This is a genomic window from Shimia thalassica (assembly GCF_001458215.1).
GTDB classification, from domain to species: domain Bacteria; phylum Pseudomonadota; class Alphaproteobacteria; order Rhodobacterales; family Rhodobacteraceae; genus Shimia; species Shimia thalassica.
Genome location: NZ_CYTW01000001.1, coordinates 12065 through 30553, shown reverse-complemented (window position 1 = coordinate 30553; position 18489 = coordinate 12065). Strand labels below are relative to the sequence as shown.

5 protein-coding genes are annotated in these 18489 nt (G+C 57.3%); 4 read left to right on the top strand and 1 reads right to left on the bottom strand.

The window, feature by feature from the left end:
* Nucleotides 1-15: 15 nt before the first annotated feature.
* Nucleotides 16-1263, top strand: a complete 1248-nt coding sequence (locus PH7735_RS00070; protein ID WP_058309309.1) for a DUF8225 domain-containing protein — start codon at nucleotides 16-18, stop codon at nucleotides 1261-1263.
* 13 nt (nucleotides 1264-1276) lie between these two features.
* On the opposite strand, the gene PH7735_RS00065 is transcribed toward PH7735_RS00070, so the two are convergent.
* Entirely contained in the window at nucleotides 1277-2227 is a 951-nt protein-coding gene (locus PH7735_RS00065; protein ID WP_058309308.1) for a YcaO-like family protein, read from the bottom strand.
* Nucleotides 2228-2296: 69 nt separating this feature from the next.
* Here PH7735_RS00065 and PH7735_RS00060 point away from each other — a divergent pair, with 69 nt between their 5' ends.
* From PH7735_RS00060 to PH7735_RS00050, 3 genes are all read left to right on the top strand, one after another.
* The gene (locus tag PH7735_RS00060; RefSeq protein WP_058309307.1) at nucleotides 2297-2632 is read left to right on the top strand and encodes a hypothetical protein; all 336 of its coding nucleotides are present in this window, start codon (nucleotides 2297-2299) and stop codon (nucleotides 2630-2632) included.
* Nucleotides 2633-2664: 32 nt separating this feature from the next.
* Nucleotides 2665-4293 carry a hypothetical protein gene (locus tag PH7735_RS00055; RefSeq protein ID WP_058309306.1) on the top strand — a complete coding sequence of 543 codons (1629 nt, stop codon included), beginning with the start codon at nucleotides 2665-2667 and terminating at the stop codon, nucleotides 4291-4293.
* Nucleotides 4294-5134: 841 nt separating this feature from the next.
* A complete protein-coding gene (locus tag PH7735_RS00050; protein WP_058309305.1) occupies nucleotides 5135-18484 on the top strand; it encodes a hypothetical protein in 13350 nt (4449 codons plus the stop codon).
* Nucleotides 18485-18489: the final 5 nt, after the last annotated feature.

The following is an 18489-nucleotide window of genomic DNA, read 5'->3' as shown; positions in this document are numbered from 1 at the left end:
TTGAGAGGAGAGTCAATGCACATTTTTCGTTCTCCGGGCCTTGCCGATCCGGGTGTAAACGATGCGGTTCTGTCCGTATGGAACGACACAATTGTCAACCTGATCAATTCGCATCACGCCAGCCCGTTTCTGGTGTCGAATCCAGCGGACATCACCGACAGCAAGATCGCCCATTCCATCAAATGGCTCGCCAATCCACGAGAACCGCTGGATTGCCTTGGAGAAGAGTTGGCGGTGCAATTGTCCGACTGGGGATGGCCCGGACGGGCGGAGCTACACAATGAGTACCTTGAATACACATTGATCATGTCTCCCGATGCAAAGGGCAACCTGCGCCCAAAACGATTTGTCGCGACAACCGAAATGATGGAATGGTGGCAGGCCATGGCGGTCTATGACCTTCCTTATTTCCTGCAACGTGTGACCAGCATCACGGGCCGTGCTTATGACGCAGAAGAGCTGTTCGGCATGCCGGCGTCGCAATGGAATAGCCTGAATGTCAAAACCCGTACCGAGATTTTTCGCCGGAGGCTGGTGGGTTGGGGGCGGTCACAACCACCCGAACACCCGCTAAATGTCAATCATGTGTTGTTCATGGCCGAAAATATCAACGGGCTGAATGATCTGATTTTTGTCGTGCATTTCGGGTCATTCCCCTATGCCGTCAATCAGGATGGCAAACGCAGGCGCGCCAAGTTGGAAGAGATTTTTCTGTCGGTCGATCGCGAAGATCTTTATTGCCGCAACGCCGATTCCAGCGCGGCCCAAGCGGCCTATGATCAGGTCTTTTTGCGCGGTTCAAACCCGCCACAGGGGCGTGTCATGGCCTTTGCCAATCCGCTGGGTGTCTATCTGCGCGCGTTCAAAACCAAAGACCTAAGCATTGATGGGCAGCCGGTTCCCAAGGACTGGATTCGTTTTTCCCGCGGGCGTGAGGGTATGGCCATGCGGCTCGAGTTCGGCCCGGGCGATGACGATCCGCGTTTTCTGGATGATCTCATCTGGACCAAGGGCGCACGGACGATGCCCGTCTCGGGCTATCTTCTGGCACGTCTGATCGAGGTAGGGCCGCTTGTGGTGATCGGAAACACCCCACGCCAGATCGCCAAGGACGAGTTTCGCGACATTCCTTCAAGGTTAGGCTCTGCCATCACCCGCGGGTTGCCAAGCTATGAGCGCTGCAAGGAAATCGCCGCCTTTGCCGATCTCTACGAAAACCCGTTGGGTGTGGTCCCGGGCACGCGGGGATTGCGCGGAGACTAACTGGCTTGTGGCCTTAGCCCGTAATCGGCACCGCTTTTACCACAGGCAGCGGAATGTCTGCCGCCGTCATGTCAAATACGGCAACCGGCGCGCCCAGAACCTTGGCCGCAAAATCCAGAGTATGGGCAAGGTCGGGCGCAGGAGAGCTCCACGTTTCAACGTCAAAAACGGTGTGCGGCGATATTGGCCGGTCCCCGCGAGCGCCCCGATACAGTTCGAAATACCGCGATTCATCCGCGTCCATTCCTTGGGGCGTCACGCCCTTATGCTCAAGCGTAACCATATTGCGCCACGAGACAATCGCTTCGCCCGCCGCACTCAGAGCGCCCTGCCCCAGTTCGGCGGCAAATGCCGTGCCATAGCAGGGCCGCCCCCCGTCAAAGTCACTGCACATCACGCGGACAAGCAGCCCGATCTCGGGAAAGGGCTGCACATGAATCTCGAGTGTCCGCAGATGCTTGGCCAGCCAGGAAACCAGCGTATCTGGCAAACACTCCGGTGATGCGACATGCGAATAGTCTCCCGCCCCATCCAGTGCATGCTCCAGACACTCATAAACGGCGCGCAGGGCCGCATCGGCAAGCGTTGGTCCAGCTGCTGCCCCTTTGGAACTGATGGTACCATTGGTTTCTGGCGCGCCAAGCGCCAATGCCCCTAGCGGGAGTTCTTGGACGATACCATCCGACGAAAACAGGCTCTGGCACGCCTGTTCAACATCCGCACTGTATTGCAATGCATAGCGCTCGATCGCTTCGAACCCCGACAACTGCGCCGCCATTTCGGGCGTATCAGCCACCCCGAAAGCTACCCGACGCGCCATCGCACCGGGCGGTGAAACCGTCCCCTTGCGCAGCTCGATCAGTCGGAACGCGGCATGAATCGGGGCATTGTCGGGAAAGTCGGCGAAAGACGGTTTGGAAATGAGTTTTGACGTTTCGGCATTTTGAATAAATGTGACGGACATTTTCATTTCCTGCAAATAGCTTAAAGAGTTATTAACGACTATTATTGAGCCAGTGAAAGGACTTTTGGAATGGCAAGATTGAAACTGAATGACGGCGTTTCGCTCAAAGAGCTTGGACTCGCAATTCTCGAACTGGCGGCTGAGTCAGATCAGTCGCAAGGCGCGAACCGCGAAGCAGGTGAAAAGACGATCCGGGACATGTTCAACGGCACCAACGAAGGCGGTGACCCCGCGAATCCTGACATTTCCTTTGTCTATGACACCGCGGAACAGGTCCATTTGGTGGTCCCTGATCTGTCCTCGAAACGGGGCAAACCCGCAGCTTCGGCGCTGGACGACTACGATCTTCGTGACATCGCCGCAGAAGCCATGGGTGAAATCTCGGTGCGCGGGTGTGGTAAATAACTAAAGCGTTGCGGCCTTTCTGACGGATGACCATGAGCCAAGCTCGAACCAAGATATTCCTTTCGGGCCCGTTTCAGATCATCTGCGACGATGGACGGGACGCAACCCCACGCGGCACCAAGGCCAAGGCGTTGCTCGCGCTGGTCCTGTTGTCGAAAAACACAGTCCGCAGCCGGGTCTGGATTCAGGACCGGCTGTGGAGCAGCAGCGCCCCTGCGCAGGGGGCCTCATCACTGCGCAAGGAACTCAGTGTTCTGACCAAACACTTTGGAAAGTTCGGCCTCGATTTTCTGGACATCGATCGCGAAACCGTTTCGATCAATCTTGATGCGCTTGAGGTTGATCTGTTCGACGAACAATTGTTGCCAGACCGCGCAGAGTTGCTCGAAGGTCTGGATGTCGCTGATCCCGAATTCGAAGATTGGCTGACGGTTGAACGACAGGCCTATTGGGACATTGACACCGGAGAAGACATTCCCGGCGGATTGCCGTTTCAGCCCCGTGTGCCATCCCAATGGGGCCGTCAGCGTCCGACTGTGATGGTCGAACAAATGGAACAGGTTGGCAGCGATGCAGAACTGGATATCGCGGCAAGTTCCATCCATGACGAGCTTATGTTTCTTCTCGGAACCCTGTCCGATGTGATCGAGCTTCGCGATGCCAGCCGTCAGGAAGGCCCGGTTGAAGGATATATCCTGAGCGGGCGTGTGATTATCGGCGCGTCGGGCCTGCGGGTGTCGGCTCAACTAACGTCGTCACTGGACAAAACCTGTCTCTGGGCCGGTCGGTTCCGGTTCCGCGCTCAGGATACCTTTAACGCAGTCGAAGAAATCTCGATGCAGGTGGTGCAGGCACTGCAGTTGAACCTGCGTGACGGGCACTGGTCCGATATCTGGTCATCGCGCGCCACCTCAACCGAAATCTGGACTGCCTTTCAGCAAGGCCGCATACAAGAAAGCCATACAACACAAGACGGGTTGGTTCGGGCGATCCAGCAATATGAAACCTGTCTGGCGCTGGATGACGGATATTTGCCCGCTCATGTGGCGATCGGGTTTTGCCAGTTGGACATGATCCGTCTCGGTATGGACACCACGCCAGAACAGACGCTGAAACAGGTGATCTCTACCTGCCAGACATTGCGCGCCAGCCACCCCAGCGACCCCTATTGCGCCGCGCTTGAGGCGTTTACTCTTAATGTTGCTGGTGAAACCGAAGAGGCCTGTCGCCTGATGCAGAAAGTGCTTGAGCGGTTCCAGAACAGCCCGGAATTGCTCGGGTATCACGCGGGGCTTTTGGGATACGATGATCAGCTTGCGGGCGAGATTGCCCTTTGCCGACAGGCGCTTGCGCTCACTCCTCACCCACCGATCTGGATCGAAGCCAATCTGGCCATGGCGCTGGCCCTGTCCGGTGACCAGAGTGCGTGGAGACATGCGCATAATGTGCTGCGCGTCAGCCCGGGAAGCGTACGCGCGCGCGTCGTTTTGTGTGTCTTGTCAGCCGAGGCCAACAACCTGTCCCTCGCCCGCCGCCACGCACACCGCATCCTTGATCTTCAGCCCGGCTTTACTTCGCTCAATTGGGCCTGGCCGAACTGTTTCAAAAATCCTGATCACTATTCCTGGGTTGCCAACCTGCTTCGCGTAGCAGGGTTGTGACGCGTTTGATCATTTTTCATTGCGCTTACCGCGCTTCAACACTTCCCCCCTTGGAAGCGCGGCAAGCCGCCCTTGGGCGGCTAGGAGACGAGTGTATTTGATTTGGTTGCGGGGGCTCGATACCAACGATTTTTGCTCAACGTTGTTCGGGCGAAAATCTAAGCTCGCATTTGACTTTTTTCACCATCCCAGAAGCTCGCTTCGAATTGTCCTTACCTGCAAGCGCTCCTACGATATAGATGGCCCACAGCACTCCAGCTAAGTATCAAAACCATTCACCCTACCTCGGAAAACCCAACGCAGTTCCAAGCATTTTTGGGCTTGGGAAATTGATCTGCAAGCCCGGCTTCATCGCTTTGGAAGTATTGGGCATATCCCATTGCCCGGCAGACGCTTTGCGGAGCAAATCTGCAGAGAGGGACGATAGAACGGTGCGCGGAGGATGCCGGAATTGGCCAATGTCCGATGCGCTGACAGATGATTTTCTTCGACCACCTGCCAGTCCCCGCTTTTCAGATTCCATAAAGTCCCTACCGGGTCAGATGTTCACGCATTCAAAACACCAGAGCTGCTGCTTAGCTTCCTGCGCGCCAGCTCCTCCCCATTGGTGCTCGAATTGTGGACATAGTAAACGCGTTTCGGAAAATCTAATCCATAGGCCGTAACCTCTACGATCGACGCCTCAATTAGTAGGTATTTGCAAACCCACAATGACAGGTCAAAGCCTCTCGGGGGCGTTTACCCCTCTACAAACTACAAACACAGGCCAAATTTACAAATCGACGACCAGTATGTGTAATGCTACCGTGACGTAGCTGCGTTGCTTTTTGGGAAAACAAATATGACGTCGAAACAGGATGAAACCTTAGCGAAAAACTCCTCCAAGGACGATGTCCGCAAGGTTCTCGAAACTGCTTCCGAACAGGTTATTGTCCTCGACACCGAGTTTCTCACATCCGTAAAGCTGCCCGATGGCGCCAATATCGAGTTCCCCTTTATCCTCGACAATCAGTTCATTCTGCTGCAACCCGACGGAACTCTGATTGTTTTTCCCAATGCTGCAGAGTCCTCCCTTCTCATTGATACTGGCTCGGTTCTGGTGCCGATCACAAGGCTCATTAGCGTCGCGACTGCTGAAGAGGATTGGGGCGTTTTAGAAGACGTCGCAGAGATTCCGCTGCATTTCATCGTGAACCCCGGCACGCCCGTTTGGGGGTCTGCGGACGAACGCGAACTGATTGTCGAAGACCCGCTTATTGGTCTTGATATCAACCCATTGCTGCCGCCGACAGGCTACGCTTTTGGTACACGGGAAGACCGCGAATACAGCGGGGATGACGATGGGTCCACAACCGCCGATCTGGAAATAACGTTGACCGGACCGTTTCGGTTTTCCGAAACAGACGCCGCGATCCAGTTTCGCCCAACCGACTACATCGGCTTCACGTTTACGTCACAGGACACAACAAACACGGTCACAGAAGTTCGGCTTCAAATCGACAGCCTGCCCTCTGGAACCCAAGTCAGCGCCGGACAGCTTGTGGCTCAACCGGACGGCACATTCATTCTAGAGTTTGTCGGCACTCTTGCCGAGTTTGATACGCTCGACATCACCTTGCCCACGGATTTTTCCTCGGCGTCCCGCTCGGATATTGCATCTGGTCCGCTGCTTGGTTCGGTTGAGGCCGTTTCAAACGCGGGCGAGACGGCAACGCTTCGCTTTCCTGTCAGGGTCACCCCCGAAGGCGATGTCGAGATCGACACCAGCCAGCCCGACACCGTGCCCGACGAGACCGACGCCGCAACCCCCGTGGTGCCCTCGGATCTGTTGCTGCCCGCCGTCACCGATGCCGACGGATCAGAGGCCCTCGAGACACTCCTGCTGACCATCTCCGGCCTGCCCGCAGGATCAGACCTGCCAGGCCTCGGCATCACCCTGCCCGCAGGCGCCATCGCAAACATCGACGACGACGCCACAACCGGCGCCGCAACCCTCACCATCACCCTCAACGCCGCAGATGTCGGCGATGTCATGGCAGCCTATCAGGCCCTCTCCCTGACCCTGCCCGCAGATTTCTCAACCGCAAACCGCGCAGACCTCACAGACGGCAGCACAAGCCTGCCCCTCACACTCACACTCAACGTCCAGACCAACGAAGACCAGGATCCAAACGCAGACACACCCACAGACGGCACCGCAACCGCAACACGCATCGTAGACATCGGATACGAACAAGACATCGACCTCACAGCCCCCCGCCTGCGGATCGCCGCCGAGGACGATGGCGTGCCCGTCAGCGACCAGGGCGTCGATGTCGATCTCGGGATCGGGATTGCCATCACGGATATCGACGGCTCGGAGACCGAAGACCCCGCCGACCCGCGCTTTGCCGCGCGCGTCGAGATCGCCTTTGGCGGCCTGCCCGCAGGCAGCACCGCCAATGGCGGCGCACTCGATGTGGCCGCAGGTCTGTGGACCGGCACCGTCGCCGAAGCCGAAGCCCTCATCCTGTCCCTGCCCGGCAACTACAACGGCACCATCCTGTCGACCATCACCGTGATCACCCCGGAAGGCGTCGCAAGCGCGCCACAGGCCATCGTCGTCACCCCGACACCCGACATCGTGATCGACGGCACCATTGTGACCACAGAGACCGACGCCCCCGTCGAGGTCCTGCTGTCAGACTTTATCTCGGTCCTGGTCAGCGATCCAAACGAGACCATCCAAAGCCTCAGCTTCGCCCTGCCCGGCCTGCCCCCGCAAATGCAGGCCCTGGACGGCGCAGGCAATGATGTCGGCACCTTCACCGACGCAGGCAACGGCACCTTTACCTTCGATCTGACCATCGCCGCAGGCGACACCCTGGACCCGGCAGACGTCCGGCTGGTCTTCCCCACCGATTATGCGACCGAGAACCCCGCCACAACGCTCGAGGCCGCCCTCACCGTCACAACATCAGACGGCACCGCCTCCGGCGACATCCCCGTCGTGATCAATGTCGAAGGCGATGTCACACTCGCCGATGCAACCCTCGCCCTCACCGAGACCGATGCCCCCGTGATCTTCCGCCCCAGCGACAGTATCACCCCCCGGGTGACCGACGCGGATGGCTCGGAAAGCATCCAGATGGTCGCCGTCGCCTTCAACGCGCTGCCCCCCGGCACGCAGGTCTCTACAGATGGCGGGACAAGCTTTGCCCCCCTCGCCCTGCCAACCCTGAACTTCATCGGCACACTCGCGGAATACCAGAACCTGGTGCTGTCGCTGCCCACCGATTATTCCACCCAGAACCCGGCAACCACCCTGTTTGCCGAGATCGCCGCCGTCTCAGACGAAGGCGGCTTTGGCATCGCCCGTCTGGACGTGACCCTGGCTTACGAGCTGGACGTGACCCTGACAGCGCCTGCAACGGTTCTGGCCGTGGAAGACGGCGATGGCGCCGACAGTTCCGGCGTCACGGTCGACCTCGCGATCACAGTCGCCGCAACAGACATCGACGGCTCAGAAGACAGCACCACCGTCGAGATCGCCTTTGGCGACCTGCCCGCAGGCGCAACCGCCAGCACCGGCACACTCGAGGCCGGCACAGGCCTCTGGACCGGCAGCATGGCACAGGCCAACGCCCTCTCGCTGCATCTGCCCGCAGATTATTCCGGCACGATCACCGCCGCCATCACCGCCATCAGCCCAGAAGGCCAGATCAGCACCGCACAGACCATCACCATCGCCCCCGCAGGCGATATCGACTTCGACATTCAAGAACTCGTCGCCGCAGAGACCGACGCCCGTGTCGTGCTCACCCCCTCGGATGCCTGGGCCATCGCCATCTCGGATAGCGATCCCAACCTGCCCCGCGAGACACTCGACACCGTCACCCTCACCCTCGCTGATCTGCCCCCCGCGGTCCTCGCCCTCGGCGTCCCCGCCAGCACCATCACCTATAACGCCGCCGCCGGAGGCGCACTCACCTTCACCGGCACCGAAGCCCAGTATCTGGCCCTGCAACTCAGCTTCCCCGCAGACTATTCCACAGAAAGCCCCGCCGCGGACGGCCTCGTCCTGGACGGCACCCTCTCGGCAACCTCCTCAGAGGATGCCGCAGGACAAACAACACCCGTCACCCTGCGCATCACCCCCGAAGGCGATGTCGAGATCGACACCAGCCAGCCCGACACCGTGCCCGACGAGACCGACGCCGCAACCCCCGTGGTGCCCTCGGATCTGTTGCTGCCCGCCGTCACCGATGCCGACGGATCAGAGGCCCTCGAGACACTCCTGCTGACCATCTCCGGCCTGCCCGCAGGATCAGACCTGCCAGGCCTCGGCATCACCCTGCCCGCAGGCGCCATCGCAAACATCGACGACGACGCCACAACCGGCGCCGCAACCCTCACCATCACCCTCAACGCCGCAGATGTCGGCGATGTCATGGCAGCCTATCAGGCCCTCTCCCTGACCCTGCCCGCAGATTTCTCAACCGCAAACCGCGCAGACCTCACAGACGGCAGCACAAGCCTGCCCCTCACACTCACACTCAACGTCCAGACCAACGAAGACCAGGATCCAAACGCAGACACACCCACAGACGGCACCGCAACCGCAACACGCATCGTAGACATCGGATACGAACTTGATGTCACGCTGACAGCCCCAGCAACCGTTACGGGGGCAGAAGACAGCGATGGCGCGGGCGTCACGGTTGATCTCGGGATCGCAGTCGCCGCCACCGACATCGATGGGTCGGAAGACAGCACCACAGTCGAAATCAGCTTTACCGACCTTCCGGATGGGGTCGTTTTCTCGTCAGGTCAATATGATCCATCAACGGGGATCTGGACCGGTGACATGGATGACGCAAACAGTCTGAACCTAACGTTGCCTGAAGATTACTCGGGCACGATCCAGAGCCAGATCACGGCAATCAGCCCAGAAGGGCAAATCGACACCTCGCAGACTATCACGATCACACCAACGGGTGATATCGACTTTGACATTGACGAGCTAGAAGCGCAGGAAACCGATGCCAGAATAGTGGTGACACCGTCATCTGCATGGCAAGTGGGTATCGACGACACCGATCCCAACACACCTGTGGAAACGCTGGAAACAGTTTCGCTGACATTGGTCGATCTTCCCGCGAACATTTTGATACTGAACGTGCCGGCTGCGACCTATTCATACAATCCGGCCACGGGCGGCGGTTTCTCTTTCACAGGAACGGACGCGCAATACCAAGCATTGCAATTCAGCTTCCCGACGGACTATTCGACGGAGAGCCCCGCGTCGGACGGGCTTGTCCTGAATGGTACTCTGTCTGCCACCTCGTCAGAGGACGCTTCTGGCGACAGCTCCCCTGTTGTGCTGCGGATTACACCGGAAGGGGACGTCGAGATTGACGACACCCTGCCGGATACCATCCCTGACGAGACGGATGCCAGCACGGTGATTACGCCGTCGGATTTGCTGCGGCCCGCAACAACAGATCTTGATGGGTCCGAAAACCTTGAAACGCTCGTTCTGACGATCGAAGGGTTGCCCGCAGGTTCAAACGAAGGGTCGTTGAACATCACCGTCCCAACAGGGGCGATCCTTGATTTCGCAACGGATCAGGCCACGGGGTCCAGCACCCTGACCCTGACCATGCTGTCCGCAACTGTGGCAGACATTTCCGCGGCCTATGCGACGTTCAACTTGACGCTGCCTGCCGATTTCTCGACCGCCAACCGCGCGGATCTGACAGATGGTTCCACCACACAGGCCTTGACGTTCTCACTTGATGTCCAAACGGACGAAGATCAGGATCGGGGCACCGATACGGCAAACGACGGCACCGCCACTGCAACCCGAATTGTCGAAATAGGCTTTGAGGCCGATATTTCCCTCACAGCCCCACTTCGCGTGAATGCACAGGAAGATGACGGGAACACTGGCGATCCGGACTTGGGTGTCGATGTCGATCTTGGCATTGACGTGAGCATTACAGATCAGGACGGGTCGGAAACGGCTGATACAAGTGATCCCCGGTTTGCAGCGCAGGTCGCCATAGAATTCTTTGGCATACCCGCAGGGACAGGTGTGAATGGCGGCGTGCTGAGCGGATCAAATTGGACAGGAAGCGTTGCAGAGGCAAACGCGCTTGTTCTGTCTTTGCCGCCGAATTACCACGGCGAAATTCTGAACCTGATTACGGTCACCACGCCGGAAGGCGTTCAGAACACGGTGCAAGCCGTGATTGTTTCCCCAACTCCGGACATCATTATCGACGGAGAAGTCATCACCGATGAAACCGATGACACGGTTTCGGTTCTGCTGTCCGACTTCATTGATGTAATCGTCGGACCCGGCGAAACGATCCAAAACCTCACCTTCGATCTGGATGGCATTCCCGCCGGCACACAAGTGATTGATGGCGGCGGGAACCCCATCGGCATATTTACCGATAACGGAGACGGCACCTCCGACTTCCTGTACATCTTCAACGGCACCGGAGCGATCGCGACGGACGCCACCATCCTTTTCCCGCGGGACTATTCAACAACGTCTCCGCAACAAGACCTGTTTGCGACCATTACGGTTACGACAAATGAAGGCACTGTGTCCGAGAACATCCCCATAACCGTCACCGAAGAAGGTGACATGACGATCAATGACGGTAGTTTTGCGCTGGAAGAAACCGACGCAGCCATCCAATTCCGTCCGGCAGATCAAATCATGCCGGTCGCGACAGACATTGACGGGTCCGAGTCGATTTCGCAGGTTGCCGTGATTTTCAACGCCCTGCCGACCGGAACACGTTATGCAACAGATGGCGGCACAAACTTTACAGATACCAGTTCAACGCTTCAGTTTGTGGGCACACTGGCCGAGTACAATGGTCTGGTTATCGAGTTGCCAGCAGATTTCTCGACCGAAAATCCGGCCACATCGCTGATTGGTAACGTGTTTGCAATCACAAACGAGGGCGGTGCCGGACGCGGAGAGCTGACGGTCACGGTTGATGCCGAGGGCGACGTTGCACTCAGCGGTCCGGGACGACTGGACCTGACTGAAAACGATGCCCCCGGAGATTCTGACGAAGACACCACCACGGACACACCGCTGGATGTGCATCTGGTAGATGCCGTAGCGGCAGCCGGATCGGATGCAGACGGGTCTGAAACTGTCGCAAGTGTCGATATATCCGTGTCCGGCCTGCCAACCGGGTCTTTGTATTCGACCGATGGCGGCGCGTCGTTCACGGCTGTCCCTGATGGCCCTACTTTTGGTCTCACAAGCCTCAGCTACGCACAATACGCCGACCTGATCCTGCGTCTTCCAGCAGACTTCTCAACAACCACAGACATTACCGGCAGCGCGACATTCACCACGGACGAAGCGCTGCTTGCAGGCGAAACAGATGTTGATGGCACAGACGGGATCGAGACCCAAGCCTTTGTTATCACCGTGGCGTCGGAGCAGGATGTTGTCATAACGGCCCAGGACATCACCGTGATCGAAGATTTGGGAACCTTCATTCCCTTCAACCTCGACACGGCTGTCACGGATATTGACGGATCCGAAATCATCACCGCCATCACCGTTGATTTTGTAGACCTGCCCACTGGAGACACCGAATTGACCGGTGGGGTCATTGTGAACGGCCCGACGGCAACGTGGACCGGCACATTGACCGAGCTTCAGGCGCTTGGGGTTGTCTCTTTCCCCGAGCACTTCTCGGGCATTATCGATATCAATGTCACCGTGCAAACCGACGAGGGCACAGCCGCAGGCACGTCAGAGAGCTTTGCCCTGAACGTCACGCCGGTTTCCGAGCCGACATTGGTTGTGTCGGTTGATGCGACACCGGCAAATGTCGACATGATCACCGCGGACAACTTTATCGTGGACGAAGATACATCGTTCCTGATGACGTTCGACGCGCAGACACCTGATCGGGATGGATCAGAGCAGCTGACGACAATTGTCGTGGAGCACGTGCCAGACGGGTGGATTCCAAACACCAATGGCGCAGTTGATCTTGCCCTGTTCGAACAGGGTGCTGCATCTATCTCGTCTGCGACCATCAATGGAACGACACTTACAATTACACTGAATGGCAACGTTCAGGAGTTTATTGGCGCGCTTCGGATAACGCCTCTGGCGGATGACGATCGCGATGTGGAAACCATTGTTGGCAACGACCTTGTGACAACTGTAACCTCGGTCGACAGCGCCGCGGGCCTGCCCTCTGACACCCAGACCGCGCAAGATGATCTCGACATCGACGTTGACGCCATCGTCGATGATTTGGACTTCAACGTGGCAGATACACGCGTTCAAGAGAACACAGATGGTGCGCGCCGCATGAACATCGCCCTAACCGATGTTGCACTTCAGGACACCGACGGTTCGGAAGTCTTGCAAAGCCTGACTCTGAGCATTTCTGTCGAAACGGAAAGTGACAATTTCGATCCGTCGCACGCCTCTGATTTGCTTCTCGAGGTGCGCAACAACGGATTGTCCAAGCTGGTTCAGATCACGCAAACGGGATCAACACCCGATAGTGTCGATTACACCATCACACCTTTGCCCGGAACAAGCGGCGCGGATTTCACAGCTGCAATCGAAGACCTGCGCATCGAAGTGCCCCAACACTTCAGTGGAGTGCTGACGTTGGATGGCACGCTGGCATGGAGCGAAACCACAACAGGTGACGTCGAGCTTGACCCCGGCGACAATCCAGGCACCTCGACCTTCCAGATCGTGCAAACGGTCCGCCCCCGTGTCGAAGCCGAGTTGACCGCTTCTGTCTTTGTACGTGACGCCGGTGACGTGGCAGATGATAGCCCGATGATCGTTCACGCGACCGTCGAAAACGGATCTGTCAGCGGTGATGAAATCCTGACATTGCTCGAAAGCACGTCAGATGGCAGCGGTCCGGGACAGGTCGATCTTTATGTCGGCCTCGATGCCTGCACGCCCGACACGGACGGCTCGGAACAGATCGAAACAATTGTGATTTCGAATGTCCCGACGGACTGGATCGCGGATCATCTGAGCGGCACTGACGTTTTGCAATCCGCCTTCTTTGATCCGGACGGAGGATTGCCGCTCGAGCAGTCCGAATATGATCTGGTTGACAGTGCCTCCTATGATGAAAACTCGGGAACGCTGACCATCACGTTTGTTCCTGATGTCACATCGTTCGAGGCCTCTTTGCAACTCAGACCCTCCTTGTACGAAGACTATGATGTCGACAGACAAAACGGAGATTCCTTTACCGCCCTCGGCGATTTCTTCGGCGCGGACCTGATAATCGAGGTCACGGTCTCTGATGACAACACCGACGAGGTGCGCACCGATGACGCCGACGCGACATTCGATGTCGATGTCGATCCCGTCAACAACATCGCTGTCATTCTGAACGGCCCCGTTGGCAATGAAGGGACGATTGATGCGGCCGGAGGCGTCTGGCAAATCCCGTTTGAGCCAACCATTCTTGATACAGACGGATCAGAGACGGTCACGGCCGTGGTCATGCGCCAGGTACCCGCAGGCGTCACGGTCTATGTCACGGACCCGAATGATCCCGGGGGCGAAAAAGTGCCCGCACTGCTGACGGACGTCAATCAACCACCGGGATTCAACTCATGGAGCTTGGAAAACGGTGCATGGCTGACGGCAGAACTACGCGGCATCCCAACCCACTATGCGGGGGATTACCCTCTGCAGATCGATGTGGTCACAACCGAAAGCGATGGCGGTGGCACACGTGTCACCACGTTGAATGAAATTCTTCATATTGATCCCGTCATCGATGGTGGCGATCCATCCGAAAGCTTTGGAGGCACCGAAGACACCGCAATCGCCACGCCAATCGACGGCAATATCATCGACAACCTCAACAATTCACCGGGGTCGCCAGAGGACATTCTGGGCGAACTGGTGATTTCAAATGTCGTTCCGGACTCTTTCGGGCGCGTTCCGACGTTCTTCTTGGGGCAACCCATCGCGAACTCAAGCTCTCCCGGCGATTACATCAACGCAGTCCCCGTCGATAGCAATGGCGAAATCCGTCTGACACCCGTGCAAGCGGCAGAACTTTGGGTGCTTCCTGGCACTGACAGCAATGAAACCATCGAATTTGATGTAACGGTCCTCTACTACGAGACAATTGACATCACGCAGGTCCAGCTTGCGACCGGTACAGTCACGATTGATGTCGTCGGCATTGCCGATGATCCAATTTTGACGCTGCAAAATCCTGACCCGACCGATGATCCCCTGTCGACGATCACAGACGACGAGATTGACGACACGTTCCGGCCTACGGAAATTGTGGACGGCGTTGCCAACGCGGATCGCGTTTATGGATACGCAGGCTTTGATACCGGTCCGTTCTTCCTGGATTCACAGCTGCGGGACGTCATTCTGAGATCGGGGCTTATCGCGCCGAACAACCTTTTCAGAGCCGCCGACCCCATCTCTGGCGCCATGACCGAAATCACATTCGGAACCGGTCAATTCGATGGCTCGGAAACACTCTATTATCTGATCACAGGGGTCGATCCGAGCGTTTCATTCCTGGGGGCTACTCCGGTCGACTCGTCCGGTGAATCCTTTGTCGTCACGGCACAGCAGCTTGCCACCCTGGAATTCGTGCCCACCAATGTGACCGAAGTGACCTATTACGACATGACGCTTCACGCCATTGTCGTGGAAGACGATCAGCCGCTGGATGGGCTCATCGGCACCCCCGAAGAGGTCTTGGACCTTATCAACGCATTGCCGGGTGGTGCAGTGGTTCCGATGGACTTCACTGTTGTTGTTGTTCCTGCTGACGGCAATGGCGGTCTGCCTTGCGAACCCGAACAGGATTTGCCGCTTCCCATTCTTGAACTCATTGGCAGCGGCGATGAAGACACGGTGATTGAACTGACGGTGTCGATCACACCGCAGCCTCCGTTCTATGACTCGATTGACGACCTGGTGAACCTGCCAAACGGCGTTACCGGCGATTTCGGACTGGGCATTGAACTGCCTCCGGGCGCATCTCTTGCGACAGATCCACCCGGTGGTGTTTTGTTTGATCCGGTCACGGGGCTTTGGGTGGTCGACCTTTCTGTTTTGGGAGTGGACCCTAACGATCCGACACAGACCGAAGGGAAGCTTCTGTTTACCCCACCAGAACATGAATCAAGCCCGACGAACCCCTTCGCACCGTCAGAGACCTTTGGCGATGAAGATCCCTATGACGGGCTGGATTCCCTCGAATATTCAATGATCCTGAACAACCTGACCTGTGGAACCTCGACCTCGGCAGCCAGCACGTTCAATCTCACGATCAACCCGATTGTGGATCAACCCACCATCGTGCTGGGTGGACGATCATTTGACGAAGACACCACGCTTGACCTTGGTCTTCAAATCAGCAGCCCGGATGGGGGTGAGCGGCCTTCCGGAACGGTACAGATCGACGTGGAGTCCACCAACGGCGGCCAACTGCTGGACTCGAATGGTGATCCGCTGACAGGTACGGACATAGGAGGCGGGTTTGTTCGGTACGAAGTGAACTATGCCGACGTCGATGGTCTTTCCCTCAGTGCCGCCGAACACTATAGCGGCCCTTTGACCGTGCGCGTTACCGCAAGCTCTGAAGACATCGACAACACGACTGCGGCAACAACCATAACACAGACCTTGAACGTCATTCCCGTCGCCGATGTTCCATTCTTCAACTTCGACGAGACCATTATCGATCCCGATACAGGCCAGCCGTTTGTGGATACATCCGGTGCAACACCTGTCATTACGGCAATCGAAGACATTCCGCTAAACCTTAGCCAGCTTCTTGACGCCGGATCACCCGACCAAGACGGGTCTGAAACAATCGCGATCGTGCTGTCAGGTGTTCCTGACTATTTGAACGTCACCGGCCCGTCGAACAACGGATTTATCGATAACGGTGATGGCAGCTACACGATTTCGGAATCGGCCTATCCTCTGGTGTCAATTCAGCTGACCGCGATTCATGGCCGTACGCCGGACTCACTTGATCCGACCATCCCAAGTGAAATCCCCCTGACGTTGGCGGTGAACACGCTTGAACTGGCCAACTCGGACGAAGCAACGGGCACGCAGGATTTCATTCTGAGAATACGGCCCGATGCGGATGAACCGGTTCTGACGGCAAGCATCGATCCCGTAAAGGGTACCGAAGACTCTGGCGATGTGTTTACGCTCACCCTGAGCGGTGAAACACCTGACCCGCATGAAACGATAAGCTTTGAAATTGTGGTTCCGGACGGTGGCAAAATCTTCCTGGACGGGGTCGAGCAACCCGTCGTCAACGGCATCGTGACACTGGATTCGTCGCCTGCGCCGACCATCACGCCGTCGGTCAATCTCGGATTTGCTCCAAACGGGGTGGTGACGTTCCTTGCGCCGCCTGACTTCGGGGGCATGACCTCGCTTGACGTAACTGCCATCACAACAGATGCGGATGGCCTTTTCACCGATACGGAACGTTCCCCAACCGAGACCCTTGATCTTGATATCGCCGTTGCCCCTGACCTTGTGTTCAGCGTTCTTGATCCGGATGTCGAACTTGATGAAACAGACGCCACAGTCACGCATGATCCGGCAGGCGATTTTGACATACAGGTGACGGATACCGACGGGTCCGAAATTGTAGACAACGTGACCTACACTCTTGTGGGTGTTTCAGAGGGAATGGCCTATCAGGTGGCTGCTGGCCCCATTGTACCAGTGACCGGAGATCTTGTGTTCTCGGGAAGCTTGGCCGACTTCCAACAGCTTACCCTGTTGTTCCCGCAGGACTATGCCACAAACGGTACGCCGCTTAACGGCACCATCAACGTCACCACAAACGAAGGCGGCGATGAAAGCGGTGTGTTCACAATCGCCGTTGATGGCGAGCTGGACTTGACCGTGACTGTCGATGTTCAACCGGATACCGCACCGCAAACCGGAACACCCATTGTGGTCGACTTTGGGATCGACGCCATGGTCACGGATGTGCAGACCACCCCGTCAGAAACCCTTGAAGAAGTGATTGTCCAGTTTGACGATCCGCTTCCTGCGGGCACAACCGCGTCTGCAGGCACCCTTGCCGGAGACCGTTTGACACTAACACGCGGGGCCACGTCACCGACCGATTTCGCGGCTCTTGTCGCCGCATTGTCGATCACAGTTCCGGGTGACTTTGCGGGTGTTCTTGAAGGCACAATCACGGTGTCCACCAACCATGGCACTGGCGCATCCGATACCTTCCTTGTGGCGATCAACGATCAACCGGATATCAGCGGCCCCGTGGACATCACCTCGACAGATGCGTTGTTCGCGATTTCCTTTGCGGATCTACTGGCGAACGCGACGGATCCTGATCTTCCTTTGACCGTTGAAAACGTGACTTCGGATGATCCTCTGGTGGGTCTGACGGTGATCGGCACCACGGTTTTCGTCAACGTGCCAGCCGCCTATATCGGCACCCCTACCCTGACCTACGATGTTGTCGACAGTGGTCCGGGTCCAGCACGATCCACCGCGACGGCCAATCTGGATATCGACACGCTTCAAATGGTGGCCGACGGCACACATACCGGCCCGGACGGGGTAACCCGTGATCTTATGGATGATGTGACGGGTGCCACAGGGGGCAATGATATTGCGCGCGGCACCAGCGGCGATGATGCTGTCGTTCTCAGCCTTGCAACGCCCTATACCGAGATTGATGGTTTCGAGATGCAAGGCGGGTCCGACTTTGTCGATCTCAGCGCCTCAAGCCGCGATTTCACCATTGATCTTGGCGACGACGATGATTGGGCGATTGGCAGCAGCGGAAACGACATTCTGATTGGCGGCGCCGGTTCCGATACGCTGGAAGGTGGAGCCGGAACAGATGTGTTTACCATCACCGATCTAGGCTCCGCAGACCTCATTGTTGATTTCGAAGAACCCGTTGGACTGCTGTTCCCGACCGGTGTCGACCAGATTGATCTCACGGCAGTTGTTGCACTGAACCTGGGTGAAAACCTGGATGACCATGTCGGCTATGATAACGCCACAGGCGAATTGACTGTGGACGGGTCTCTTGCGGCAACGGTAGAAACCGGATCAGGCGGATTTGCAGACGAGGTCGAGGTCATTTTCGCGAATGCCAGTGGCGCACAGGAAACCGCTATTATCTAGGGGTT

What these genes read in the sequence shown, in the direction of transcription:
- PH7735_RS00070 (WP_058309309.1), top strand. Translation starts at nt 16, where the DNA reads ATGCACATTTTTCGTTCTCCGGGCCTTGCCGATCCGGGTGTAAACGAT.
- PH7735_RS00065 (WP_058309308.1), bottom strand. Translation starts at nt 2,227, where the DNA reads ATGTCCGTCACATTTATTCAAAATGCCGAAACGTCAAAACTCATTTCC.
- PH7735_RS00060 (WP_058309307.1), top strand. Translation starts at nt 2,297, where the DNA reads ATGGCAAGATTGAAACTGAATGACGGCGTTTCGCTCAAAGAGCTTGGA.
- PH7735_RS00055 (WP_058309306.1), top strand. Translation starts at nt 2,665, where the DNA reads ATGAGCCAAGCTCGAACCAAGATATTCCTTTCGGGCCCGTTTCAGATC.
- PH7735_RS00050 (WP_058309305.1), top strand. Translation starts at nt 5,135, where the DNA reads ATGACGTCGAAACAGGATGAAACCTTAGCGAAAAACTCCTCCAAGGAC.